The following is a 26,135-nucleotide window of genomic DNA, read 5'->3' as shown; positions in this document are numbered from 1 at the left end:
GAGAGCGAGCGACCATGAGTGATACGGAGCAGGAGACCCGCTGCTTCGGCTGTTTCGCGGAGAAGGCTGGGGTCAATCCCTGCCCGCAGTGCGGCTTCGACGAGACTGCGCCACGCGCGGCCAATGCGCTGCCGCTCGGCACAGTGCTCGCGGATCAATACAGCGTCGGGCGCGTGCTCGGCAAGCCGGGCGGCTTCGGCATCACCTATCTCGGCTTCGACCGGCATCTGCAGACCACAGTCGCCATCAAGGAGTATCTGCCGCGCGATCTGGCCACCCGCGGCGGCGACGGCAGCACGGTGCTGCCGCACACCCTGGACGAGCAGAGCCTGTTCGACTATGGCCTGAAGCAGTTTCTCGCCGAGGCGCAGACACTGGCGCAGCTTGACCATCCGAACATCGTCCGGGTGCGCCAGTTCTTCGCGTCCAACCGCAGCGCCTATCTGGTCATGGACTACTACCGCGGTGTCTCGTTGGCCGAGCACCTCGACAGCCAGCCCGCCACCGACGGCCGTCGCCGGTTGCCGGAGGCGGCGGCGCTGGCGCTGATGCAGCCCATCCTCGACGGCCTGCGCGCGGTGCACGACAAGGGCTTTCTGCACCGCGACATCAAGCCGCAGAACATCTATCTGGCGCAGACCGACAGCGGCGGCGTGCGGCCCATCCTGCTGGACTTCGGCACCGCGCGGCTGGCCATGGGCGAGCGCTCGCGCTCCATGTCCGTCGTCATCAGCCCGGGCTTCGCGCCCTTCGAGCAGTACCACCGCAGCGGCAGGCAGGGCCCGTTCACGGACATTTACGGTGCCGCGGCAGTGCTCTACTGGATGCTGACGGGGCTCACTCCGCCGGAGGCCACCGAGCGGGTGCATGCCGACGATCTGGCGCCCGCCGCCAGCTTCGGCGTGTCCGCCGCGGTGAGCACCGCGCTTGCCCGCGCACTCGCGATGGATCCGGCGGCGCGCCCGCAGACGGTGGTGGCGCTTCAGGCCCAGCTGCGCGGGGCGACGCACGCGGACACGGCCGGTGCCGGCACCGTACACGCGGCTGATGTCGGGGCAGAGGGGATGCCGCCGCCGGAGCACTTCGCGCAGCTCGCCGCAAAGGCGTCCCAAGCATCGCCCGAGCCACCGCGCTCCAGCAGCACACAGCGCGACGCCGCGGCGCCCGCCGGGCCGCGGCGCGGTGCCGACGCTGCCAGGCGCATCGCCGCCGCCGCCGTGGTCGCCGCGCTCCTTGCCGGCGGCGGCTTTGCTGTCTGGCAGGGGTATCAGGAGAGCCGGGCCAACACGGATGCCGCAGCCTTCGCGGCGGCGCAGCGTGAGGACACCGCGGCCGCCTACCGCGCCTACCTCGAGCGTTGTGCGGCTGGGGGGTGCGGCCATCACGCCGCCGCGCGCGCGCGGCTTGCGGCGCTGGAGGCGCAGGCCGACCGCGACCAACAGGATGCCGCGGCCTATGCGACGGCCCGCGCCGCCGACAATGCCGCGACCTACCGCGCCTATCTGGAGGGCTGCGAGGCGTACGGCTGTGGCCACCGGGACGCCGCCCAGGCGCGGATTGCGGCCCTCGCCGATGCCGCCCGCGAGCGCCGCGATCGTACCGCCTTCGGCGCGGCGCGCGCGGTGGGCACAGCGGCTGCCTATCGTGCTTATCTGCGCGGCTGCGCCGCGGACGGCTGCGGCCACCGTGCGGATGCGGAGCAGCAGCTCGACAAGCGCCTTCGCGAGGACCGGGACGACGCCGACTATGCGCGCGCCCGGGCCGATGACAGCGTCCCCGCCTACCGGCGCTACCTCGAGGCCTGTGCGGCCAACGGCTGCGCTCACCGGGTCGACGCGGAGCGCCGGCTTGAGCGCCTGATCGCGGCCGCGGCGACGAGCCGCTGCCGCGGCGGCTACCTGAGCGCAGCCCAGCTGCGCGCATTGCTGAGCGGCCGTACGGCGTACGGGCGGCGCATCGATGTCGCCGAGCCCTATGGCTGGAAGGAGTATCAGGCCGACAATGGCACCGCATACTTCCAGCGCGACGGGAAGCACTATATCCGGGGGCGCTGGAAGACCGCAGGGGATCTGGTGTGCTGGTGCTACGGCACTTGCCGGGAGTACCAGTGCAAGCGCGTCTACGCAAACAGCGATTGCTCGGCGCTGTACTACGAAGATCCGGACACGGGCGCGCGCAAGAGCCGGGTAGACTCCCTGCGCCAGGGCGACCACACCAACTGATCTCAGGCCGCGCTGTCGCCCGACGTGCACAGCGGCGGTGCGTCCCGCGGTCTATTCGGGCGATTCCAGCACCGTCTCTGCCACCGCCTCGCCTTCAGTGGCGATACGCTCCACCAGAGACCGGCTGGGCCGGGCTACCGGCGCCTGACCGCGGTCGCTGAGGTAGGCGTTCAGTGCCGTGCGCGTGCGCGTGCCCATGAGGCCGTCGCTCGGACCCGGGTCGTAGCCGAGCCGTTCCAGCCCGCGCTGGAGCGCGCGCACCGATGTGCGGTCCGTCGCCGGCAGGGCGCCTGGCGCCTCGCCCCTGGCTTCGGCCCGGATGCGCGCAATCAGCGCCGGCGTGGGATAGGCGTCCGCCGTCAGCCCGGCCCCGGCCTGATACCTGCGCAGTGCCTGGCGCGTTTGGGCGCCCACCATGCCGTCCGGCTCGCCCGCGTCCAGCCCGAGGGCGTTCAGCGCCTCCTGCAACCGCATCACCTCGGTGCGGCTGAGCGCCTGCTCGCCCGGCGGCGCCCGCCCCACCAGCGTGGGACCGCCCGCCAGCCGCTGCGCCAGATAGCCGACGGACAGCGCGTAGAAGATCGAGCGGTTCCATTCCAGGATCGCATCGAAGTTGTCGAACACCAGGAACGCCGGCCCCTCGATGCCCGAGGGCAGCACCACGGCGCCGCGCGCGGGCAGGCGCCCCAGGGCATCAGCCAGCGCACCTCCCCGGGCGAGGCGCAGGCCCTGTTCTGCCCAGTCTGCCGTGTCGCGGCGCACGTTCAGCTCCGCGGAATAGGGGTCGAAATCCGGCGGCAGAGTCACCTCGATGCCCCAGGGCTGATCCGCTCGCCAACCAATGCGTGTCAGGTAGTTGGCTGCCGAGGTCAGCGCATCGGTGGTGGAGCCCCAGAGATCCCGGCGGCCGTCGCCGTCGGCGTCCAGGGCATGGGCGACGAAGGTGGTCGGCATGAACTGCACCTGGCCCATGGCGCCTGCCCAGGAGCCCCGCAGCTGCACAGGGGCGACGTCGCCGGCGTCGAGCAGCCTGAGCGCCGCCAGCAGCTGTCGCTGGTACAACTCCCGCCGGCGCCCGTCGTAGGCGAGGGTCGCCAGGGCAGCGAGCACGGGTGTATCGCCCTGGTTGGCGCCGAAGCCCGACTCCAGCCCCCACAGGGCCACCAGCACCTCGGGCGCAACGCCGTAGCGCGCTTCGATGCCGCGCAGCAGGGTGGCGTGCCGTTGCAGGCGCGCGCGGCCCTGTTGCACCAGTACATCGCTGACGCGCCGATGCAGGTAGCCCATGAAGGTGCTGTTGTATTCCGCCTGGCGTTGGTCGAGCCGCGCAATGGCCGGGTCCAGTCGGGCCGCCTGTAAGGCTGCGGCGGCGACGCGCGGGCGGATGCCGCAGGTGACGGCGGCCCGCTCGAAGGCGGCGCGCCAGGCGGCGAAGGATCGCTGCCCCGGCGGCTGGCCCGGCAGCCCGGTGCCCGTGGTAATGGGGCATGCGGAGCGCGCTGCCGCAGCGGTCCCAGGCAGCCGCTCGCCCTGCGCAGGCAGCGCGAGCCCCGCGATCAGGCCGAGGAGCACGGCGCGGGCGGTCGCGCGCGACGCCGGTTCGCGAGCAAAGCGGCCCGGTGTCGCCCTTCTGCGAGCGGCGCCACGGGCCGCGGTGCGTCGAAGCTGGATGCTGGGCATGTTCACAGCCTCCCTGTCGGTGTGGTCGAACGGCGCTTGCGGAGATGTCCGGGGTGGGTCGGTGGGTTCCTGCGCAATCATTCAGTCGCCGGCGGGAGGCAGGTCGCGGTACTGCAGGGGACGCGCGGGCATCTCCGCAGCTCCGGCCGCCGGGGTAGCCTGATTCGTCTGCGCCGGCGGCGACCGTTGCGCCCGCGCCGCTGGCGCAGGTGTGGTGTCGGCAGCCGAAGGTGCCGGCGCAGTGTCGGCGGGCATGGGTCGCGCGCCCAGGTGTACGAGCAGGGCGATGAGGCCCAGCACCACGGCGAGGGCCGTCGCTGCCAGCGCGGCGAGCCAGACGGGGTCGCGCGGCAGCGGCAGCCTGCTGCGTGGCACAACGGCTGAGGCGAGCTGTTGCGCGCGCGCGCCCCGGTCTGCACTCCGGTTTGCGCCCCGGTTTGCGCCCTGGGGGTGCACGACGGCAGGAGCGGCCGGCAGTGCCGGTGGGGTGGCGATCACCAGCACCCGTGCCCGGCCCGGCGCCGCCGGGGCCGTCAGGGCCACCAGCTCCTGTGCCGCCGGCTGTGCATCGAAGCGCAGCGCACTGGCGATGTCGCGCGGCTGCAAGTGCCGGGCGACAGCCGGGCTGCTGAGCAGCAGTCTGTCGCCGGGTCGCAGGGGCAGTGGGCGCAGGCTTTGATCGAGCGCCGGCGGCCGTTCCATGCCCAGATAGGCACAGCCTGCAACAGTCGCCGGGAAGCCAGGCTCGATGAGCGATACCAGCTCGTCATCCCGCAGCAGGAACAGCCCGTTGTCGCCCGCGGACACCCAGTCGAGCCCCTCCCAGTCGAGTCGGCCCCAGTCGAGTCGGCCCCGGTGCAGCGCGAGCAGGGTGAGCGAGATCCGGGCCGGCGCAGCGCCCGCCGCCTGGGCGGCCACCTGACGCACCAGATCGTTAGCCTGATCCAAGGCATCGACGAGCGCCTCGGCGCCGAGGGCCACGGGCGGACCGGCTCGCCAGCCCTGGCGCAGTGCATCCAGGGCGAGCTGCCCTGCTTTGCGCTCGTCCGCCTGGCCATGCACGCTGTCTGCGACCGCGCCGAGCAGGCCGGCGCCGCCGGGCAACGCCCAGTGCACCACCAAGGGCCGTGGGTCCGGCTCGTCGCCGGAGCGGTCCTCGGCGGCGCCCACCGTGAGGCCGGCGCCCGGCAGCGATCCGGCGAACCTGGCGGTCACGGATGGTCCTCCACGCCGGGGCGATGGTTGCCGAGGTGCCGGCGCAGCAGCAGCTCGTCGGCGTCCGTGGCGATCAGCTGCGGCAGGCGCGCTGCCTCGACAAAGCCGTTGCGGCGATAGAAGGCGTGGGCGCGCGGATTGGTACTGCTCACGGAGGTCCAGAGATTCGCGCCGAGGCCGGCGGCGCGCGTCGCCAGCCAGTCGATGATCCGCCGGCCCACGCCCTGCCCCTGGGCCTGCGGGAGCAGGCAGAGCAGTTCCAGAAAGGGGCCGCACAGCCAGCGGGGTCTTACGCACAGCGCGCCGGCGCAACGCGCGTTCAGCCGGACTTCGATGCGGCAGGCGCCCACATCGGGGCGCTGCCAGTAGTGCGCGAGGGCCGCGGGCTGGTAACCGAGGGCGCGCCAAGGCTCCAGCGCAGCCATAGCGGTGGCAAGTCCGGCGATCTCGCCGTCGCGGAGTGTGCCGAGCACCAGGCCGCCGCCGAGGTTGTCGGAGGCATCCGCCGCGCAGCCGGCCGCGTCAATCAGAGAACCGGTCGTCATAGTCCAGGTTGTCTCCCGGGCGGTGCTCGAAGCAGGCGGGGTAGGCAACGGGCTCGCCCGCGCTGAGCAGGGTCGAGACCGTCACCGGCTGGTAGCCGTCGGCGCTCAGGTCGGCGAGCAGCAGGCGCACGACCGCGGCCGTGTGCCTCCCGCGACCGTCGGCGTGCCCGACGACGATGAGCCCGGGGCCGCGGCGGGCGAGGTCATCGCGGACCCGCGTACGCATGGATTCAATGCTGGACCCATGCGCGATGTCGTCGAGCACCAGGCTCCATTGCACGATGGGCAGGCCCGCGGTGGCGGCCACGGCCAGGGCGGAGCGGTCGCAGCGCCCGTATGGGAAGCGCAGCAGAGTGGGCAGGGCGGGGATGTGCGCCATCTCCTCCCGGCCGCGGGCATCAGCGGTGCAGCGGCGGTGCGAGAGATCCCAGCGCAGCTGATGGTAGACGGCATCGGCCAGGCGCCATTGGCGCAGCGCTTCGTTGGGCTCCGGAAAGATCATGTTGCGATGGTCCCAGCCGAGGCTGCCGAGCTCGAACAAGGGGTCGGCCATCAGCTGGCGCGTGCGCTCCGGATGACTCTGCATCCAGCGCCCGCTGGCGAAGAGCGTAGCCGGCGCGCGGGCCGAGCGCAGCGCCTGCACGAGGTCCGTGTCGTAGCCCGCAACTTCGCCGGGGCGCTCGATCAGATTGAAGGTCAGCGCGACGAGGCGCGCACCCCCCGCGGGCCGCACGAAACGCAGGTTCATGAACGGTGGCTGGGCCGTGCCGCTCCAGCGGTCCACGGCAGGCTGCCGCCGCAGCGGCGGCAGCGGCGCCGTGGCGGTGGTGAGCTCTGCTTCATGGGGCAGGGCGGCGAGGTCCGCGTCGGTCCAGCAGCGCGCCAGCAGGTACGGCGACCCAACGGTCACCGTGCCATGTGCCACGGCGGCGGGCGCCGGATCCGGCACCGGCGGCGCCTCGGGCGAGGCGACTACGTCCGCGGCAGCCGGAACCGGCACCGTACTGGCGCAGAAATCGGTGGAGTGATCCAGGCTGCCGTTCAGAAAGCGCTCAGTGAAGTCGCTGCCGCCCGCATTGGAGAAGGCCCAGCTCGGGACATACCACTGATCGCCGCATCGGCGCATCCCGACCTGCCCGTTGAAACGCTGTGTTGGGCCGTCGCGCTTGTCCACTGTAACGCTCAGCGACAGCACGGCACGCCCGGCCTCGCGGGCAATGATCGTTGCGGCGAGCACGCGGGTGCCGGCAATGGCGGCGCAGGCGGATTGGGCATAGCCTGGGCGCAGCGCTGCGGCGCGTGCGCAGTCGCCGCTGTCGACGGCGGCATAATAGTCCAGCAGCGCCGCCCGCGGCTCCGGCACGCCGGCGACCGGCGGCGGCAGCAGCAGAACCGCCGAGGCCAGGGCAACGGGGCCGATCCGGGGTGGGCAGTGCGCCATGGCCCGGCACTCAGCGGGGCCAGGGCTTTTCGGTGCCCTTGCCGTATCTGCCGTCGACATAGTCATTGTCGCCGGGTCGGCTCCAGAAGCATTGGTTGACGATATGGGGCCTGCCGGCGGTGATCAGCTCGGACACGGTGGCGAACGCGTAGCCCGCCTGCCGCAACCGCGGCACGAACAGATCCAGGGACTCCGCCGTGCTCCAGCCGCGGCCATTGGCGTGGGCGATGACGATGGAGCCGGGGCGGGCGTTATTCAGGATGCGCCGGGCGATGTCCTTTGCCGATGTTCTGCGGGTCGGGTCACCGGTGACGATGTCCCACTGCACCGCGGGCAGACCGGCCTGCGCGAGCTGCCGCAGGGCGGAGTCATTGCAGGTGCCGAAGGGGAAGCGAAAGGACAGGAGCCGATGCGGAATGGCAGTGAGCTCCGCCGCGGGCAGCCGCCGCACGCAGGCGGAGGCGGCGAGCTCCTCCCGCAGCAGCTCGTACTGGGCCTGCGTCCAGAGAATCTGCTCCGCGGCCTCGTCGGTTGCCAGGTAGCGGAGGTTACCGTGGGTCCAGGCGTGGTTGCCGAGTTCGAACAAGGGGTCTGCCATCAGCTGCTTGGTCTTCTCGGGATGGCTGCGCATCCATTTGCCGCCGGCGTAGAACGTGGCGCGTACCCGGTGCCGCCGCAGGTAATTGACCAGCTCCGCATCATAGCCGGTGACATCGCTCGCCATCTCGCAGAGGTCGAAGGTCAGTGCGATGCGCTTGTCCCCCGGCGGCAGGGCGACGCTGCGGATGGAGCCGCGGAGCTCGGCGGGCAAGGGTTGGGCGGGCACCAGCGGCCTGGTGCGCGCCGGCGGTGCGCGGTTGAACAGCGCTGCGTCTTCGAGCTCCAGCAGTATCTGGTCCCGTGCCGTGCCCCGGAGCTGTGCGGACGACCAGCAGTGCTCCAGAATCGCCTGCGATCCCACGGAGGTGTGCGGGGGGCTCGCCAGTGCGGGTGCTGCGGTGATCATGGCCGCGAACAGCATCGCCGGTGCCGCGCTGCCGGCGAGTACGGTGCGTGTGGGATGCGGACTGTCACGGAGCAGAGCGCTCATCAGGTCGAGGCAGAGGCTCAGGGGCTCAAAGGTTCAACAGGTACGGGCGTCGGGACTTATGGGCAGGCGCGCTTGCGCAGTCCCTTCATGGTTTCGATCTTCCACGCGCCGCCGAACTTGTTCATGGCAATGGGGCCGACCCAGCATTCCGTGCGGCCGTCCGCGCCGGTGACCCGCACGAGCACCGGCACGTCGGCGCTCAACAGTGACCGGTCCAGACGAATACGGTCGATCCTCAGGACCTCGGCGTTGCGTGTGCCGCTGATGAGGCCGCGCAGGCTGTCCGGATTGTTGACCTCGTGCCACAGCGCCATGGCCGCCGACGTACTACCGTTGTCCACGTGCCGGTAGTAGCTGCGCACGGCCGCCGCAGCCGCGGTGGCTGCACGGTCCACGGCCGCCTGACGCGCCTGCTCCCGCTCCTGTTCCTGCTCCCGGCGCCGACGTTCCAGCTCGGCCTGGCGCTGGCGTTCGGCCTGCGCTTCGCGCCGCCGTTCGGCCTGGACTTGTCGCTGACGCTCCAGCTCTGCTTCACGCGCGGCCTCGGCGAGCAGGTCCGCGGCGCTGGGGCCGTCGTCTGCCACCGCGAACGGCGCCTCATCCCGCCCCGCTTGCGCTGCGCCCGGCGGCTGAGCAGGCGGTCGCGTCAGCGACCAGCCGAGCCCGGCGGCGAGCACCGCGATCAGCAGGATCAGCACCGGTACCATCCAGCGTGTGCCGCCGGTGTCCCGTGCGGTGCGGGCGCCCGGCGGCGGTGTGGCTCGCGCACCATACGGCTCCTGTGGCGGCGATGGCGACGGCTGGGCTGGCGGCTGGGCTGGCGGCTGGGCTGACGGTTGGGGCGCTGTCGCGAACAGGGCCGCCTGGAAGGACCGTACATCCTGAAAACGCGCCGGCGCGCGCACCGCGAGCGCCTTCGTCAGAGCAGCCTCCTGGTCGGGTGCCAGGATCACGCCCAGGCGCGATGGGGGCTCGAGGGTGTCCTGCGCGAGCCGTTCCATCGCATCCGGCGGTGTCTTGCCGGTGAGCATGCGATACAGCGTGGCGGCGGCGGCGTAGATGTCGGTCCAGGGCCCCTGGTGACCGCTGACCCGGTATTGCTCTTCCGGAGAGAACCCTTCCTTGTGAACCATCGCGAGGCTGCGGCTGTGGCTGCCCAGGGCATCGCGCGCCGCACCGAAGTCCAGGATCATGACGCGGCTCGTGCGGGTGATGTAGATGTTGTCCGGGCTCAGGTCGCGGTGCAGCAGGCCTGCGTCGTGCACCGCACGCAGCGCGTCGAGCACCGGCGACATGATGCCGAGGCCGGCCTGTGTCGGCAGGTGCCCGCCGACCTGGGAAAGGTAGGCCTTGAGGTCCAGGCCGTCGATGTACTGCATCACCATGTAGGCGGTGCCATGGGCCTCGAAGAAGCCGAGGACCGTCACGATGCCGGGATGCTCGGTGAAGCGCGCGAGGTTGCGGGCCTCTTCCAGGAACTTGCTCAGCCCATAGGAGAACTGCTCGGCAGCCTCGCCGTGAAAGACGGCGACCGAGCGACCGTCCTTGGCACGTGTGACCTGATCCCGCGGCATGTACTCCTTGACCGCGACCCGCGTGTTGAGGCGTTGGTCCCACGCGAGGTAGGTGATGCCGAAGCCGCCGTGACCGAGCATACGACCCACAACGTATTGCTCGTTCAGCACATCGCCCAGCGGCAGTGCGAGCGGTGATGCCTGCGCGCCCGTCTCATCCCAGCCGCAGTGCGGGCAGACCTGCGCTGCGCGCTTCTCCTCCATGCAGCCCAAGCACCGGTCTGTGCCGTTGATATCCATGGCTCAAGCTCCTGTGCTGCGGTGACCGGTCTACTCGAGTTTGCGTCTTTCAGCGCGTCGCATTCTACCCTATGTCATGCAGTTGAATCGCTGTACCAGCAGTGGCCGCTGCCGGCGCAATGCCTGGCGCTTGGCTGTCCGGTGGTGTGCCAAGCCGGCGCGCGCCGGATCGGTCACCTCCGCGAGGACCGCCCGCCCCGCACATCATCCCGATGCCGGATCATCTGGGCTTGTCTTCCTTGCGGCTGGGTCAGTGTCGCCGGCGTCGGCGGTCAACGCCGAGCCCGGCGAGGCCCAGTAGGACGACAGCGGCGGTGCCGGGCGCGGGGACGTCGCTGCTGACGCTGCTGCCGATGTCGAAGGGGTCGCCGCTTTGGGCGATGCCCTGGCCGCAGCCGGGGCCGGTGGGGCGCTCGACGGGCTCGTCGCCCTGGTTGCCGGGGTCGCCGCCGTCGCCGGCGTCGGTGCAGCCGGTGCCGGCGAGATTGGACTCGCTGTAGGTGTAGAGGTCGTATTCCAGCAGGAAGGTATCCCCCCGGGCGCGAAGCTGCCGAGCCCGACGTTGCCGTCGGTGATACCGTCGAGGGTCCAGGCGACGTCGGCCTTGACGGCCATGGCGGCGGCCTCCGGCGCGGTGACTACAGCGGTGGCCAGGGCGGTGATGCCGAGGGCGGCAGCCAACGCACGCTGCGCCGGCAAGGCGGGCCTGGGCGGGGCGGCTTGGGGCGTTGAGGCTGATCCGCAGCGGACATGGGCAGCAGAGGGCATGGCGATTCTCCCAATCTTGATGTGGTTGTGCCGCCGCGATGGTGCGACCGGCTGCCGCGAACAGCGGCACCGGGTTACCGTGCGATGACGTGCACTGACGCTGCGCCGGCGATCTTCGCGGCGCGCTTTGGTGGAGTGTTTTCGTCAGGCTTGCTGGGGCAAGCACGCGGGCAAGGCAGGAAATGCGACCTGGGTCGCACTTGGCGGGCTTGCCGCTGGCATGCTCAGCCGGTGCGCAATTGCCCACGGGCGAGCCGATGATCACCGCGCGGAACCGCGGGAGGGTTAACAACACGCGATCGCGCCAGCAGCCGCCATCCGCGGCCGAGACAGCCATCAGGAGAACCACGATGCCGTCTACCCTCACCGACACCCATGCCCTGGCCGGCGCCCGCGAGGCGCGGGTGATCTGGGACATCAACGCCACCGACGCCAAGCGGCTCACCCGGCAGATGGGCGTCATCGCCCGCACCTACGACGACCTGCTCTCGGCGGGCGCCACCCCGCATATGGTGTTCGCCTTCCGCGGACCGGCGGTGACCTTCATCGCCGCCGGCCACCCGCAGTTCGAGGCACTGGCGGAGCGGCTGCGCCCGCTCATGGCAAAGCCCAATGTGCGCATGGAGATCTGCGGCATCGCCGCCGGCAACAACGGCGTCGACCTGGCGACCGTGCTCGACGGCATCGAGCCCGTGAACAACACCTTCGTCTCCCTCATCGGCTGGCAGCAGCAGGGCTACACGCTCATTCCCATCGGCTGACTCCAAAAAAAGGGGACAAAAAAGGGGACGGTATATCGAATTCTGCTTCTTCCGCGGCGCGTGAAGCCGCGGACTGGGCAGCCGGCGCCCTGCTTGATCGATAAATTGCGTATACCGTCACCGTATTCTCGGTGCTCACCAGCCGGTGTCGGCCATGATCTGTTGCTGCTCGGCGGTCAGGGCGGCGCGCTGCGCTGGGGTGAGGGCGGCCTTCCAGGCGTCGGTGGTGTTGCGCAGCTCGACGCCGAGGAGCGGGAGCTTGGCGGGCGAGATCATCGGCACCTGCTGCGGCGGCAGGGCGGTGAGCAAGCTCCATTGGTTGAACGCGGCGATCTGCGTGGGCGTCAGCGCGAGCTGTTGTGCCAGGCTGAGCCGCCCCACCCAGTAGCGGCTGTCCGGGGCGCTCAGGGCGGCGATCTGGTCCGGGGTGAGGGCCGCGATGTGGGCGTCTGAGGCGTCCAGCGCCGCCGCGCCGAAGGCGGCGATCTGCGCCGGGGTGACCAGGGGCACGTCGGCCACCGGCAGGTCGCCCAGGCGGTACAGGGTGGTGGAGCCGCCGGCGCCCGGGGTCCAGGCGTAAGTGCCGGCGGGCTCGGGCAGGGCGGTGGCGTCGCGCACCAGCCCGAAGGCCACGGCCACCGCCGCCCATTCCCGCACCGTGGTCTCGTTCATGGCGATCAGCTCATGGTCGTCGATCCAGCGGCGCTGTACCGGGTAGGCGCCCGCGTAGTCGGGCTCGCCGTCGGAGCTCAGTTCCGGCTGCGCCGGCGGCCAGTAGGCGGCGTTGACGCTGATGAAGGGCTCGCGGCTCGCGTTCAGGTGCCAGGTGGGGCCGCCCACGGCGAGGCCCGCCAGGGGCTCGGCATTGGCGTCGTTCAGCGAGATGCGATCCAGCGGGTCCTGCACCGGGTCGGCGCCGATGCCGGTGAGATACACCCGGGACTGGGGGTTGGCGCCGAGGATGATGTCGAGGGCCTGCAGAGCCGCATCCAGGTAGACGGGCTCACCGCTCAGGTGATGCCCCTGGAGCAGCGCCAGGGCGTCGATGGGGGAGATGGCGAAGTTGCCCCAGCCGGTGAGCTCGATGGCCGGGTGCTTGGGCGAGCGGTAGGCGTCCTGCGCGGCGCGCGCGAGCTTGGTGTCGGCGGCGATCATCACGGCGCGGCGGGCGGACTCCACCAGCAGGATGTCGCGCGCGGTATGCCCGGCCTGGGTCATGGCCCAGTGCGCAAAGGTGCCGTAGGGGGCGGCGCTCAGGTCCACCGATACCTCGCCCAGCAGGTCGCGATAGGCGTCCTGATAGTCCGGGAGGCCCGTGCTGCGATACAGCTCCGCGGCGGCCCAGAGCAGGTCCGGCTTGGCGCTGCGCACGGCATAGGTGCCGCCGCCCGGGTAGTCGGTCGGGTTCTGGTACAGCTCGCCCTCGGGCGGGTAGGCGGGCGCCGCGTCGGCGTAGTCCCAGGCCCGCTCGGCGGCGGCGAGCGCGGCATTGGCGTCGGCCTGGTCATAGGGCGCGATGAGCCGGGCATAGATGGCCGCCATGGCCGCGAACTGCGCCGTGGCGCGGGTGGTCTTCTCGTACAGGAACCTGGGCTCGCTCACGTCCGCCGGCAGGCCCATGTCCCAGCTCGCGCTGGATACCCGCCAGTAGACACCGCCGTCGCTGTCCTGCATCTGCATGGCCCAGTCCATGCCCCAGCGCAGCTCATCGAGGATGTCCGGGATGCCGTTGCCGCTCTCGGGGATGCCGAGCTCGCCGTCGGTGAAGTGGCCGGCGGGTGCGAGGTCCATGGCGAGGCCGATGAGCCCCCAGACGGGTGCTGCGTTGTGGATGTACTGGCCATAGTCGCCGGCGTCGAACCAGCCGCCGGTGACGGGGCGCCGATCAAAGGGGGCCTCGCCCGCGCTCAACGGATACGCCGCCAGGATGGGGTGGTGCACGGCGTCCAGCAGCGGGTCGATGCCCGCGCGCTCGAAGCCCGGGTCCGCATAGGGCGCCGTCAGGTCCGTGTTCCGCTTGTGGTAGAAGACGCGCATGGTGGTGCGCCAGACATCGGCATAGACGTCGTCGCCGATGCGGAAGGCATGGGACACACCGAGGCCCGGCACCCGCAGGCGATAGTGCCCGGGCGTCGTCAATGCGCTGAAGTCCGCGGTGTAGACATCCTCGCCGCTTTTCACGTCGTCCGCGGCGCGCAGCACGAGGCCGCCCGAGAGCACGACGGTGCCCGTGTCCGCGTCCACCACCTCGAAGTCCGGTGCATCCACCGGCATGGGGCCGAGGTCCCCCAGCCAGTTGCCGACGACGCCGAGCTTGGTCGCCGCCGGCAGATAGCCAATCTGGTTGACCTTGAGACTGCTGCTGACGGCGGTGTCATCGAAGTGCACGCTGACCATCGGCTCGGCGAGACCGACCCCGGATGGCGCGGCGAGGGTGCTCAGGTCCAATTGGTAGTCATGCCCCGGCAGCAGCGGCTGCGGCAGGAGCAGGTGCAGCCGGGATTCCACGACGGCGCCGCGGCCCGATTCGGTCACGGCCACGGCAGCGCGGTCCACGCCCGCCGCCGGCACCGGCACCGGCGCCGCGAAGGCCGGGTCCGTGGGGCTGCTGAGGCCGAGGGTGGCGGCGTCCACACTGGTGTGGTCGAGGTGCTCGAAGCGCAGGCTCAGCACCCGCGCGGACGGCGTGGACCAGCCGAGCAGCGCCGGCGCGGTCCTGTCCACCAGCCGGATGTCGTCCACGTGGAAAGGCGCCGGGTCGTCCTGGGGCAGGAAGGCGATGAGATAGACGCTGTCCAGCGCGAAGTCCTCGTCCGCGAGCCCGGCCATCGGGATCACCGCCTCCCGCCAGGTGGTATCCACGATGCCGCCGTCCACGTGCTCGGCGACGCGCACGGCGCTGCCCCAGGTCTGGTCGGCGAGGGCGATCTCCGGGTCGACGCTGCCGCCTTCGGCGCGAATGCGAAAGCGGATGGCGCTGTAGCCGCGAAAATCCATGCGTCCGGCGGCGAGGCGCAGGAACTGGTTGTGCCAATGCGTGGGCGTCACGCGCAGACCGAAGCCGCCGGTGTGGGCCGCCTCGGCGACCTCGGCGACGCGCTCCATCTGGCTGAAGGACGCCGCCGCGTCGTCGTCGTACAGGTCGAGCGCCGTCGCCTGGCCCGAGAACAGCAGCGCGCAGCAAAGCAAGGCGGCGTAGGCGTGCTGTGCCGGAGCGGGGCGGCGCGGAGCCGATGTGCGCGGCCCGGCGGCGGCCGGGGCGGATGCATTAAGCGGCGGGCGGTGGCCGGCCTGGGGGTCTGCGTCGCGAGACATGCTGAACTCCGTCTCTGTCTGCGCCCCGTGGCTTCCGCAGGGGCTTGATTTTGTGAGTTGTGCTGCCCCAGACATTAGTGCCGTCAATGATCCCGGCCGTGATGCCCGCCGCAGAACCGCGGTTGCCGCAGCGGCGCGCATGGCGATTCGTGCACCAGGTCGCAGTTCTATGCGCCCCCACCCGGTGTGCTGAAAGGTTGCGGGCTGTGCCCGTCGCTGTTGGGCGGCCGCTGCCCAGTGCCCAGTGCCCAGTGCCCAGAGCCGGCCTATGCGTCATGGCCCTGATGGGGAATGCGCGCGAACAGCAGCCTTCCGACAGCCCCATCCGCAAACGGGCTGGTCTAAGATGCCGGGGCGCCCCGCTCCGACTCGCCGTTGCGCCGACCACGCTGCCCGCCCTGCCCATGGACCCCCAACTCGCCCTGCTGCTCGCCGCGGTGCTGCTGGATGCGCTGCTCGGGGACCCGAACTATCGGCTCCATCCCATCCGCGTGCTGGGGCATGGCAGCATCGCGCTGGAGCACGGGCTGTTCGCCCGGGGCTGGGCCGGACGCCTCGCCGGGGTGCTGCACGGGCTGGCGGTGACCCTGGGTGCGCTCGGTGCCTGGTGGCTGGTGCACCTGGGGCTGGATGCGCTGCACCCGTTGCTCGGCTGGCTGTGGGATGTCTACATCGCCTACAGCCTGCTCTGCACCCGGGACCTGCTGGAGCACGGGCGCCGCGTGCTGGCGGTGCTGGATGACCTGCCCGCGGCGCGTGAGCGGCTGCGCTGGCTGGTGAGCCGGGATACGGAGGGGCTCGACCGGGGTGCGGTGGTGCGGGCCACCATCGAGAGTCTTGCGGAGAACCTCACCGACGGCGTGCTCACGCCGCTCTGGGCGCTGGCCCTGCTCGGCATACCTGGGCTCATCATGGCCAAGGCCATCTCCAGCCTCGACTCCATGGTGGGCTACCGCACCGAGCGCTACCGCCGCTTCGGCTGGGCCGCCGCCCGGGCGGACGACCTGCTGCACTGGCTGCCTGCGCGCTTGTCGGTGCCGCTGCTCGCCGTCGCCGCCGCCCTGACGGGTCAGCACTGGCGGGCGGTCTTGCCGGCGGCGCGGTGCTGGCACGGGGCGCTGGCGAGCCCGAATTCCGGCTGGAGCGAGGCCGCCGCCGCCGGGGCGCTGCACGTGCGCCTCGCCGGCCCCGTCAGCTACCACGGCGCATGGCAGGACAAGCCCTGGATGGGCGACGCCGCCTGGCCCGAGGACCTTGCGGCAGATGATCTGCGCCGGGCGCTGCGGCTGGTGGCGGTGGCTGCGGCGCTGGCGGTGGTGGTGGCGCTTGGGATGTTCCTGGTGGTGCGGGGGTGATGCCGCCGGGGCGTGCATCGCATTAGATATACCCCCACCGTATTGGATAGACCGTCATCGTCTTTTTGGATGGGCGCGCAGGCGCGGACAAAGCGAATGAAGGGCCTGGATTGTCTGCGCTCGCGTCGGGATTGATGGGCGCTGCTCCCCGGGCATCATGCATTGCATTAAGTATACCGTCACCATGATTTTGGGCGGAAAATGCGGGGACGGTGTACTGAGCTTGCGCGTTATCGCACCGCGAATCTTCCTGTCCAAGGGAATCCTCGCGTGAGCCTGTCTCATCACGGCAGAATCGAGCGTTCTGTCCCCGAAAGTGTCTGTCCCCGAAAGTGTCCGTCCCCGCAAGTGTCCGTCCCCGCAAGTGTCCGTGAATCTCCTGCCCGGGGTCTAGGCAGCGCCGGCCAATCCCCGCGCCAGCTCCACCAGGCTCAGTGGTGAGGAGCCCTCGGCCTTGTTGTTGACGATGATGAAGACCTCCCGGCCGCGGGCGAGCGCGGCGGCGGCGAGGGACAGGATGGCGGTGCGGGTGTCCGGGTCCGGCTCGGCGAGCTGGTCGAAGGGGGCGTAGCGCTCCCGGGCCTCGTCGTAGCCGCGGTTGCGGCGCAGCAGCCAGCGGATCACCAGTGGGCCGTCGGCGTCGTCCGGAAAGAGCTTCATCTGTTCCGGCAGCGGCGGCACGCGCGGGTGCGCGGCAAACGAGGGCACGGCGCCGCCGTGGTGCAGCGCGGCGGCGAAGTCCGGCGTCAGCAAGTGGGCATCGCGCAGCTCGACGGCATAGCTCGGCCCCGTCGGCAGCCGCTTCAGGAAGCGGTACAGGTCCTCGGCGAAGCGGCGCGGGTCGATGCGCCGGCCCTGGGGTGGGAACTGGAACAGCAGCACGCCGGCGCGCCCGCCCAGGCCCTGCATGTACGGCTCCACCGCTTGGCGCAGCGCGGTGTCGACGCAGAGAAACCCCGGATTGTGCCGGAAGCCGCCGTCGCGCTCGCGCCGGCTGCGCTGGGTGACGGCGGCGGGGGCCTTGACCAGAAAGCGAAAGTCCGCCGGCACCTGGGCCGCCCAACGGGCGAGGCGGCGGGCGTCCAGCGGGGCGTAGAAGCCGCTGTCCACGCCGACGGTGCCGAAGAGCGGATGGCGGGCATAGGCCGTGAGCCCGTCGCGGGAGAGCACGGCCTTGGGCTCGGGGCCGGCGTAGACGAGCCCGCGCCAGCCCGGGAAGGACCAGCTGGAGGTGCCGAGCCGCAGCCCCGCCGGCAGGCGGCGGGCGAGGGTGGTGAGCGCTGCCGGCGGGTCGGCGGCGGCGACTGTCTGCGCCTTGTCCTGCCCGCTGTCGCCGGGCGCAGCCCCGTTGTCCGCGCGGGGCTCGCCGGCCGCCGTCGCGGGCTGCGCATCGGGCAGGTCGTCGAACAGGCTCAGCTGGCTCATGGCAGGCCAGGTGAGGGCGGCCTCAGCGCCGTGCCAGCAGCAGCAGCTGGCCGTCGCGCACCACCCGCAGGCTGTCGAGGCCGGGTTGAAGCGCGCGGCGCAGGGTGTCGAGGGAGCCGATTTCGTAGCCGTTGGCACCGAGCAGGATGTCGCCTTCGCGCAGGCCCGAGAGCCATGCGGCGCTGCCCGGGCGCAGCGGCCCCACCTGCACCACCCGCCGGCGGCCGTGCGGCGAGACGCGGATGCGCTCGCCGAGCAGGGCGCCCTCCAGCCGCGGGTGCAGCTGCTCGCCCTGGACGAAGTCCGCGAAGGGGTCCTCCACCTCGCCCCTGAGCTCAAGGCGCCGGCCCTTGCGCAGCACGCTCAGGCTGAGCGGACTGCCCGCCCGCAGCAGGCCGATGCGGGTGCGCAGGTCGGCGGCGCTGCTGACGGGCTTGCCGTCCAGCGCCAGCACCAGGTCACCGGGCTTGAGCCCGGCGCGCTCGGCGGCGGAGTCGGGCTCCAGGCTCGAGATCACGGCGCCGCGGGTGGCGTCGGTGCCCAGGGCTTCCGCCAGCTCCGGCGTCAGGTCCTGGGCGGCGGCGCCGAAGAGCCCGCGGCGCACGGTGCCGTGCGCCAGGATCTGCTCGATGACGGCGCGTGCCATGTTGGTGGGGATGGCGAAGCCGATGCCGACATTGCCGCCGCCCGGGGCCAGGATGGCCGTGTTGATGCCTACCAGCTCGCCGTTCAGATTCACCAGCGGCCCGCCGGAATTGCCGGGATTGATGGAGGCGTCGGTCTGGATGAAGCTCTCGTAGCCCTCGATGCCGAGCCCGGTGCGACCGAGTGCGCTGACGATGCCCGAGGTCACGGTCTGGGCGAGGCCGAAGGGGCTGCCGATGGCCACCACGAAGTCCCCCACCCTGAGCGCATCCGAGTCCGCCAGCGGCACCGCGGTGAGTGCGTCCGACTTGGCCTGGAGCACGGCGATATCCGTCTCCGGGTCGGAGCCGATGAGCCGCGCATCCACCCGGCGGCCGTCGTGCAGGGTCACGCGGATGGCGTCGGCACCCTGCACCACGTGGTGGTTGGTGGCGATGATGCCGCGCGCGCCGTCGATGACCACGCCGGAGCCGAGGCTCTGGCTCTCGCGCTCGCGCTGCCGTCCGGGGATGTCGAAGAAGCGGCGGAAGAAGGGGTCCTGAAGCAGCGGGTGATCGGCAATGGCGCTGCGGGTGACGGTGGCGACGTTCACGACGCCCGGCATCACCTGCTCCAGCATGGGCGCCAGGCTCGGCAGCTTCTGCCCGTCCACGGCGGTGGGCAGGGCGGCCTGGGCAGCGGGTGTGAGGAGCAGCGCGCACAGGCTGAGCACGGCTGCGCCCAGGCCGGGCCGGCGCCGCCGCCGGCTGTGCGGGGACGTGGCCTGCTGTGACTCGATGGGCTGGGAAGTGGTGCGTCGGCTCATCATCGTTCGGTTCAGCGTCGTTGCGTGTTGCTCGGCAGGGGCTCGCCCGGCTTGGGCGCGCACGGCAGCCACGACCCAGGCCCGCCGGGCGTGAAGCTCAAGGTTTCTACTGCAACCACTGCGGGAAACCATGACTATACTCAACCAAGGGTTTTGCGCCGCATGACCATCCGGTGAGGCTTTGCGGCGCCTTCGAGCAGGCGGGAGGTCGCATGAGCCCAGGTTATGATCCAGCGATGGCCCATGGCGGCGGCGCCGCGGAGTCTGAGCGCATCGAGCGGGTGCTGCGCGGCTCGCTGGCGGCCCTGGGGCAGGGCCCGGATACGGTGCTTCAGCATCTGATTGCCCAGCAACAGGTCTTCTCGCATGTGCCCGAGCCCGCCATCGACCGGCTGGTGGCCGCGCTCGGCGTCACCCGCGCCCAGATCCTCGCCGCCATCGACTTCTATGCCTTCCTGCACCTGACGCCGCGCGGGCGCTTCGACATCCGCGTCAGCGACAACATCACCGACCGCATGCTCGGCAACGCGGCGCTGATGACGCAGCTGTGCGCGGCGCTCGGCGTGCGCCCCGGCGAGCCGCGGGCGGACGGCCGGGTGACGGTGGACTTCACCTCCTGCACCGGCATGTGCGACCAGGGCCCGGCGGCGCTGGTGAACGGCCTGGCGCTGACCCGGCTGGACGCCGGGCGCATCCGGGACATCGCGGCGCTGGTGGAAGCGGGCACGCCCCTCGCCCATTGGCCGCAGGGGTTCTTTGCCGTGTCCAACAATGTGCAGCGCCCGGGGCTGCTGCTCGCGGATCTGGAGGCGCGGGAGGCGGGCCTCGCCCGGCTCTTCGCCCAGGGCGGCCCGGCGGTGCTGGCCGAAGTCGAGCGGGCCGGGCTGCGCGGGCGTGGCGGAGCGGGCTTCACCACGGCGCTGAAATGGCGCTTCTGCCGCGAGGCCCCAAGTGAGCCCGGGCACCCCGACAAGGTCATCGTCTGCAACGCCGACGAGGGCGAGCCCGGCACCTTCAAGGACCGGGTGCTGCTCACGGCCTATGCGGACCTGGTCTTCGAGGGCATGACCATCGCCGCCGGTGTGGTCGGCGCGAGCACCGGCTTCCTGTACCTGCGCGGCGAGTACCGCTGCCTGCTGGACCACCTGGAGGCCGTGCTCGCCCGCCGGCGCGCCCGCGGGCTGCTCGGCACCGGCATCGGCGCCGGTGCGGGTCCGGGCGGCGGCTTCGACTTCGACATCCGCGTTCACCTCGGCGCCGGCGCTTACATCTGCGGCGAGGAGTCCGCGCTCATCGAATCCCTCGAGGGCAAGCGCGGCATCACCCGCAAGCGCCCACCCTTCCCGGTGACGGAAGGGTATCTGGACCGGCCCACGGTGGTGAACAACGTCGAGACCTTCCTCGCCGCCGCCCGCATCGCCGAGCACGGCGGCTACTGGTTCCGCAGCGAGGGCACCGACCGCTCCGCCGGCAGCAAGATCCTGAGCGTCAGCGGCGACTGCGCGCGCCCCGGCATCTACGAGGTGCCCTTCGGCACGCCGGTGGCGGAGGTGCTGGCGGACTGCGGCGCCCGCGACACCCAATGCGTGCAGGTCTCGGGCGCCGCCGGCGTCACCCTCACCCCCGATGAGTTTCACCGCGTGCTGGCCTTCGAGGACCTGCCCACGGCGGGCTCCTTCATGGTCTTTGACCGCAGCCGGGACCTGCTGGAGATGGTGCGTAACTTCGCCGCCTTCTTCGCCCACGAGAGCTGTGGCTTCTGCACCCCCTGCCGTGTCGGCGGACGCCTGGTGCAGGACCTGGTGGAGAAGGTGGCCGCGGGCGCCGCGGGCAGCCACGACCTCGACGAGCTGCACGACATCGCGCAGGTGTTGCGCCGGGCGAGCCATTGCGGGCTCGGCCACACGGCGGCGAACCATGTCCTGAACACCCTGGAGAAGTTTCCGCACATCTACCGGGAGCGCCTGCGGCGGACGGATTACACGCCGTCCTTCGACCTGGATGCGGCGCTCGCCGAGGCGCGTGCGCTGACCCACCGCGACGACGCCGGGTCCCACCTGCCGGCGGACGCATGACGGCCGCACCGGAGCATTGGCCATGAGCAACGAGCAAGCGCAATCCACCTTCACGCTGGACGGCCGGCGCATCCCCTTCGAGCCCGGGCAGACCATCATGGACGCGGCGCTGGCGGCGGGGGTCTACATCCCGCATCTGTGCCACAAGCCCGGCTATGCACCCCATGGCAGCTGCCGGGTCTGCGTGGTGCGCGCCGACGGCCGTGAGCTCTCCGCCTGCACGGCGCCGGCGGCGGCGGACATGAGCGTCGAGAGCGAGGTGCCGGACATCCGCGCCCTGCGCGTGGCCGTGCTGCAGATGCTCTTCGCCGAGGGCAACCACGTCTGCCCGGCCTGCGAGGCCTCCGGCAACTGCACCCTGCAGGCCGTCGCCTACCACTGCGGCATGCTCACGCCGCGCTTCCCGCAGCGCTTCCCGCGCCGGGCGGTGGATGCGTCCCACCCGGATGTCATCCTCGATCACAACCGCTGCATCCTTTGCGAGCTCTGCGTGCGCGCCAGCCGGGACCACGACGGTAAGCGTGTCTTCGCCGTCAGCGGCCGCGGCATTGCCAGCAAGCTCATTGTCGATGCCCCGAGCGGGCAGCTCGGCGACACGGATTTCAGTGCCGACGACGCCGCGGCCCGGGTCTGCCCAGTGGGCGCCATCCTGCCGCGGGACGCCGCCTTCCGGGCGCCCATCGGGCGGCGGCGCTTCGATGTGGCGCCGGTGAGCCGGGTGGGGGATGTCACGCCCGACCCGGATGCGCAGTGGCCGGCGGTGGACGCGCTGGAGGAGGTGACGGCATGAACGCCCGCAACGAGCCCGCAGCCGGCGGCAAGGTGCGCGTCGCCACGGCGTCGCTCGCCGGCTGCTTCGGCTGCCACATGTCCCTGCTCGACATCGACGAGCGGATTCTGGATCTGGTGGAGCTGGTCGAATTCGACCGCACGCCGCTCACCGACATCAAGACCCTCGGCCCCTGCGACCTCGGGCTCATCGAGGGCGGCGTCGCCAATGCCGAGAACGTGCAGGTGCTGCGCGAATTCCGGCGGCAATGCAAGGTCCTGGTGGCCCTGGGCGCCTGCGCCGTCACCGGCGGCATCCCGGCCATGCGCAACAGCGTGCCGCTCGCCGAGTGTCTGGACGAGGCCTTCGTCCATGGCATGGGCCTGGCCAACGCCGGCATTCCCGACGACCCGGAGCTGCCGCTGCTGCTCTCGCAGGTGCACCCGATCCACGAGGTGGTGCAGGTGGATTATTTCCTGCCCGGCTGTCCGCCGAGCGCGGAGGCCATCTGGAGCCTGCTGACGGCGGTGCTGGAGGGACGGGCGCTGCATCTGCCGTTGGCGCAGCTGCACTATGACTGACGCGTCGGCGACGCGGAACGGACCATCACAACGGAGGGCGACCCGATGTCGACCCCACTTGAGACCGCCACCCATCCCGAGCACCTGCGCCGCGTCTGCATCGAGCCCCTGACCCGGGTGGAGGGCCACGGCAAGGTGACGCTGCTGCTGGACGAGCACGATCAGGTCCAGCAGGCGCGGCTGCACATCGTCGAATTCCGCGGCTTCGAGCGCTTCATCCAGGGCCGGCCCTTCTGGGAGCTGCCGGTGACGGTGCAGCGCCTGTGCGGCATCTGTCCCGTGAGCCATCACCTGGCGGCGGCCAAGGCCTGTGACCGGCTGGTGGGCGCACCGGCGCTGAGCCCGACGGCGGAGAAGGTGCGCAGGCTGATGCACTTCGGCCAGGTGCTGCAGTCCCACGCGCTGCATTTCTTTCATTTGTCTTCCCCGGACCTGCTGTTCGGCCCCGACGACCACCCGGCGCATCGCAACATCGTCGGCGTCATCCAGGACGAGCCGGAGCTCGCCCGCCGCGGCGTGCTGCTGCGCCGCTATGGCCAGGAGGTCATCCGCGTCTGCGCCGGCAAGCGCATCCACGGCAGCGGCGCCATCCCGGGCGGGGTCAACAAGGCGCTCGACAACGCCGACCGCGAGCTGCTCGCCGCCGACATCGCCCAGGTCATCGACTGGGCCGAGGACGCGGTGGCGCTGATGCAGGGGCTGTTCGCGGCCGGCGGCGACGCCTACCGCCGCTTCGCCTCGGTGCCGGCCAACAGCTTGAGCCTGGTGCGCCCCGACGGCGCGCTGGAGCTCTACGACGGCGGCCTGCGCGCCCGCGACCCGGACGGCGAGCCCATCTTCGACCACGCATCGGACCAGGACTATGCCGACCTGCTTCAGGAGCAGGTGAAGCCCTGGAGCTACATGAAGTTCCCGTTCATCGCGGCGCTGGGCCCTGCGGCCGGCTGGTACCGGGTCGGGCCCCTGGCGCGCGTCAACAACTGCGACTTCATCGACACGCCGCGGGCCGAAGCCGCCCGGCGGACCTTCGCCGCGGCGGGGCAGGGCAGACCGGTGCAGGCGGTGCTCGCCACCCACTGGGCCCGGCTCATCGAGCTGCTGCACTGCGCCGAGGCCATCGCCCGGCTGCTGGCGGACCCGGACCTCACCGGCGATGACCTGCTGCGCGAGGGCACACCCGCCCGCGCCGGCATCGGCGTCATCGAGGCGCCCCGCGGCACCCTGTTCCACCACTACGAGATCGACGCGGACGGCCTGGTGACCCGCGCCAATCTCATCGTCTCCACGACGAGCAACAACCAGGCCATGAACGCCGCCATCCGCCGTGTCGCGCAGGACGAGCTGGACGGTCACGTGCTCACGGAGGGGCTCCTGAACCGTGTCGAGGTGGCCATCCGCGCCTACGACCCCTGCCTGTCCTGCGCCACCCATGCGCTGGGGCAGATGCCGCTCGCGCTCACGCTGACCCGCGCCGACGGCACGGTGCTCGACCTGCTGCGCCGGGATGCGGACGGCGGCATCCGCCGCGCTCCGCCGGGCAGCGGGGGCGCCATGGCCAACGCCCGGCCGTGAGCCTGCTGGACCCGGAGCCCGACCCCGGACAGGCCGGCGCGCGGGCGCCGCGGCTTGTCATCGGCGTCGGCAACCCGGCCCGTGGCGACGACGCCATCGGCCCGCTGCTGCTTCAGCGCCTGCGCGACCAACTGGCGGGCGACCCCTGCGCCGGCGAGGTGGCGCTGCTGGACGCCTATCAGCTCCAGCCGGAGCATGCCCTGGACCTGCGCGGACGCCGGGAGACCATCATCGTCGACGCCGCGGCCGCCGGCACCGCCCCTTTCACCCACACCCGCGTCGTACCCGAGCCGACCCCCACCATCACCACGCACAGCCTGAGCCCCGCCGCGCTGGCCGGCATGCACCAACGCCTCTTCGGCAGCGCGCCGGCGCTGACGGTGCTCGCCGTGCGGGGCGAGCGCTTCGAGCTCGGTGCACCGCTCAGCGCCCACGCGACCCGTCACTTGGCGGCTGCCCTGGACTGGCTGAGCGCATTGCTCCACCGCCGCTGACGATTGTTGGAGCTGCAGAGGACCTGGCCTGCATCGGCATCGGCATCGGCATCGGCACTGGTGCTGGCGACATCTTGCTCGGCGGTCACGGCGCCGTAAGCCGGCGCGCCGCCGCCGTCCACTGCAATGAGCCGACGCCGGCCCGGACCTTTTGTTGGAGGCGCCGAGTGGCAGCGTCGCGAGCGCCGCCACCAAAGCAGGGGGTTGCACGGCCGACGACGGCACGGCGACTGCGCAGGGCCTCGCCGCCTGGTAGGCTTCGGCTTTCAGCCGATGCGTGAATCAGGGGTCCGTCGGGCAAGCCCACGGCGGCAGCGAGGACACACCGATTCGCCGGCACCCGCCGCGGCCACCGGCCTGCTCCTGCTGGCGGGCGTCCCGGCGTTGGGGCTGCTGCGGCGTCGGGGGCCTGCCCTGCGTACCGCCGCCTGCCGCCCGGCACCTGCACACTGAACGAACCGACCATTGCACAGGAGACCACTGTCCATGTCCGCCCAACTGCTCTTCTACAGCCACGCCGTCCCCGTCAACAGCAATCAGCACGCCGACCTGTCGGTCAAGCAGGGCGGGGACTTCTCCTTCGCCGCCAAGGTCAACTCGGTGCCCCTCACCGCGGTGGAATTCCGGCCCGCCACCCGCGAGCATGTCTTGGTGTTCGCCGGCGAGGGCGAGAACATCGTGCCCGTGGCCGTGCTCGGCACCACCGCCGACGAGAACCTCTTCATCGGCGACGACGGCGCCTGGACCGGCGACTATGTGCCGGCCTTCATCCGCCGCTATCCCTTTGTCTTCGCGAGCAGCGACGACGGCAAGACTTTTACCCTCTGCATCGACGACAGCTTCAGCGGCTGCAACACCGAGGGGCGCGGCGAGCGGCTGTTCGATGCCGACGGCAACCGCACCCAGTACCTGAGCACGGTGCTCAACTTCGTGCAGGAATACCAGGCACAGTTCAACCGCACCCGGGCCTTCTGCGCCCACCTCAATGAGCTGGGGCTGCTGGAGCCCATGCAGGCCACCTTCACGCAGCCGGACGGCGAGCGCCGCAGCCTGACGGGCTTCATGGCCGTCAACCGCGCCAAGCTCAAGGACTTGGACGACGCAACCCTGGCGCAGATGGCCAAGCGCGACGAGCTGGAGCTCATCTACCTGCACCTGCATTCCCTTGGCAACTTCAACGCCCTGCTCAAGCGCGCAGGCGCCACCCCGGCCGCCGCCGCCAAGGCAGAAGGCGACACCGCCGCACCCGACGACCAGGAAGACGCCGCACCGGGTCTGCACTGAGCCCCCGCAGCCGGGCCGCCCGCGGTTGCGGGCGCCCGGGCGGCGTCGCGCGCCGCGGTTGTCGGCGAGACGGCCGATTGCGTCGTCAACCCGGCGGAGCTGGCTTCGCTCAAAGAGCCGGAGGCCCGGGATGTCCTCGATGCCGATGTCCTCACCTCTCGCATGGGACTGCTGCTGAATGGATGCCGACTGTGTTGAGATCAGCCGGGGGTCGAACGGCGACCTGATCCTGTATCCGGTTCGGCCTGGCCTTCAAGCTCGCCGATGAAGCAGGCCTTG

Annotated in this window: 19 protein-coding genes; 9 read left to right on the top strand and 10 right to left on the bottom strand. The window is 71.3% G+C overall.

Annotation, left to right across the window (positions count from 1 at the left end):
* Positions 1–14 precede the first annotated feature (14 nt).
* Positions 15–2,222, top strand: coding sequence for a serine/threonine-protein kinase (locus QZ607_RS09865; protein WP_295882308.1), 2,208 nt, complete (start codon positions 15–17; stop codon positions 2,220–2,222).
* Between the two features lie 51 nt (positions 2,223–2,273).
* Here the strand turns inward: QZ607_RS09865 and QZ607_RS09860 are convergent, their stop codons facing one another.
* From QZ607_RS09860 to QZ607_RS09830, 7 genes are all read right to left on the bottom strand, one after another.
* Entirely contained in the window at positions 2,274–3,794 is a 1,521-nt protein-coding gene (locus QZ607_RS09860; protein WP_295882306.1) for a lytic murein transglycosylase, read from the bottom strand.
* A 189-nt stretch (positions 3,795–3,983) separates the two neighbouring features.
* Positions 3,984–5,117 (bottom strand): hypothetical protein, encoded by a 1,134-nt coding sequence (locus QZ607_RS09855; RefSeq protein WP_295882304.1) that lies wholly within the window; start codon positions 5,115–5,117, stop codon positions 3,984–3,986.
* A complete protein-coding gene (locus tag QZ607_RS09850) occupies positions 5,114–5,662 on the bottom strand; it encodes an N-acetyltransferase (RefSeq protein WP_295882302.1) in 549 nt (182 codons plus the stop codon). Before QZ607_RS09850 ends, QZ607_RS09855 begins: the two co-directional genes overlap by 4 nt.
* Positions 5,640–7,103, bottom strand: coding sequence for a polysaccharide deacetylase family protein (locus tag QZ607_RS09845; RefSeq protein WP_295882299.1), 1,464 nt, complete (start codon positions 7,101–7,103; stop codon positions 5,640–5,642). The genes QZ607_RS09850 and QZ607_RS09845 overlap by 23 nt, the downstream gene beginning before the upstream one ends.
* Before the next feature lie 10 nt (positions 7,104–7,113).
* The gene (locus tag QZ607_RS09840) at positions 7,114–8,193 is read right to left on the bottom strand and encodes a polysaccharide deacetylase family protein (RefSeq protein WP_295882298.1); all 1,080 of its coding nucleotides are present in this window, start codon (positions 8,191–8,193) and stop codon (positions 7,114–7,116) included.
* A 56-nt stretch (positions 8,194–8,249) separates the two neighbouring features.
* A complete protein-coding gene (locus tag QZ607_RS09835; RefSeq protein ID WP_295882296.1) occupies positions 8,250–10,007 on the bottom strand; it encodes a serine/threonine-protein kinase in 1,758 nt (585 codons plus the stop codon).
* Positions 10,008–10,257: 250 nt separating this feature from the next.
* A complete protein-coding gene (locus QZ607_RS09830) occupies positions 10,258–10,845 on the bottom strand; it encodes a hypothetical protein (RefSeq protein WP_295882294.1) in 588 nt (195 codons plus the stop codon).
* A 280-nt stretch (positions 10,846–11,125) separates the two neighbouring features.
* Here QZ607_RS09830 and QZ607_RS09825 point away from each other — a divergent pair, with 280 nt between their 5' ends.
* A complete protein-coding gene (locus tag QZ607_RS09825) occupies positions 11,126–11,536 on the top strand; it encodes a DsrE family protein (RefSeq protein WP_295882293.1) in 411 nt (136 codons plus the stop codon).
* A 135-nt stretch (positions 11,537–11,671) separates the two neighbouring features.
* On the opposite strand, the gene QZ607_RS09820 is transcribed toward QZ607_RS09825, so the two are convergent.
* Positions 11,672–14,851, bottom strand: a complete 3,180-nt coding sequence (locus QZ607_RS09820) for a glycoside hydrolase family 9 protein (RefSeq protein WP_295882291.1) — start codon at positions 14,849–14,851, stop codon at positions 11,672–11,674.
* A gap of 404 nt (positions 14,852–15,255) precedes the next feature.
* On the opposite strand from QZ607_RS09820, the gene cbiB reads away from it, so the two are divergent.
* Positions 15,256–16,206: an adenosylcobinamide-phosphate synthase CbiB gene (gene cbiB / locus QZ607_RS09815; protein WP_295882289.1), complete on the top strand. Its 951-nt coding sequence runs from the start codon at positions 15,256–15,258 to the stop codon at positions 16,204–16,206.
* A gap of 390 nt (positions 16,207–16,596) precedes the next feature.
* Here cbiB and QZ607_RS09810 read toward each other — a convergent pair whose 3' ends face one another.
* Together QZ607_RS09810 and QZ607_RS09805 are read right to left on the bottom strand one after the other, a co-directional pair.
* Positions 16,597–17,631, bottom strand: a complete 1,035-nt coding sequence (locus tag QZ607_RS09810; protein WP_295882286.1) for a DUF72 domain-containing protein — start codon at positions 17,629–17,631, stop codon at positions 16,597–16,599.
* 22 nt (positions 17,632–17,653) lie between these two features.
* Entirely contained in the window at positions 17,654–19,081 is a 1,428-nt protein-coding gene (locus QZ607_RS09805; RefSeq protein ID WP_295882284.1) for a DegQ family serine endoprotease, read from the bottom strand.
* A gap of 212 nt (positions 19,082–19,293) precedes the next feature.
* Between QZ607_RS09805 and QZ607_RS09800 the strand changes: the two genes are divergently transcribed.
* The 6 genes from QZ607_RS09800 to QZ607_RS09775 all read left to right on the top strand — a co-directional run bounded on the left by QZ607_RS09800 (position 19,294) and on the right by QZ607_RS09775 (position 25,856).
* A complete protein-coding gene (locus QZ607_RS09800) occupies positions 19,294–21,156 on the top strand; it encodes an NADH-ubiquinone oxidoreductase-F iron-sulfur binding region domain-containing protein (RefSeq protein ID WP_295882283.1) in 1,863 nt (620 codons plus the stop codon).
* A gap of 22 nt (positions 21,157–21,178) precedes the next feature.
* Positions 21,179–21,946: a 2Fe-2S iron-sulfur cluster-binding protein gene (locus tag QZ607_RS09795; RefSeq protein ID WP_295882281.1), complete on the top strand. Its 768-nt coding sequence runs from the start codon at positions 21,179–21,181 to the stop codon at positions 21,944–21,946.
* Entirely contained in the window at positions 21,943–22,506 is a 564-nt protein-coding gene (locus tag QZ607_RS09790) for an NADP oxidoreductase (RefSeq protein WP_295882279.1), read from the top strand. The genes QZ607_RS09795 and QZ607_RS09790 overlap by 4 nt, the downstream gene beginning before the upstream one ends.
* A 45-nt stretch (positions 22,507–22,551) precedes the next feature.
* Positions 22,552–24,078 carry a Ni/Fe hydrogenase subunit alpha gene (locus QZ607_RS09785; RefSeq protein WP_295882278.1) on the top strand — a complete coding sequence of 509 codons (1,527 nt, stop codon included), beginning with the start codon at positions 22,552–22,554 and terminating at the stop codon, positions 24,076–24,078.
* Positions 24,075–24,572: a hydrogenase maturation protease gene (locus QZ607_RS09780; protein ID WP_295882276.1), complete on the top strand. Its 498-nt coding sequence runs from the start codon at positions 24,075–24,077 to the stop codon at positions 24,570–24,572. Before QZ607_RS09785 ends, QZ607_RS09780 begins: the two co-directional genes overlap by 4 nt.
* Before the next feature lie 486 nt (positions 24,573–25,058).
* Positions 25,059–25,856 (top strand): SapC family protein, encoded by a 798-nt coding sequence (locus QZ607_RS09775; RefSeq protein ID WP_295882274.1) that lies wholly within the window; start codon positions 25,059–25,061, stop codon positions 25,854–25,856.
* The last annotated feature ends 279 nt before the right edge of the window (positions 25,857–26,135 follow it).

It is taken from the genome of uncultured Thiohalocapsa sp. (assembly GCF_913063425.1).
GTDB lineage: Bacteria > Pseudomonadota > Gammaproteobacteria > Chromatiales > Chromatiaceae > Thiohalocapsa.
Note: the sequence above shows the minus strand (reverse complement) of the source record. Positions and strands in the feature narration are given on the sequence as shown.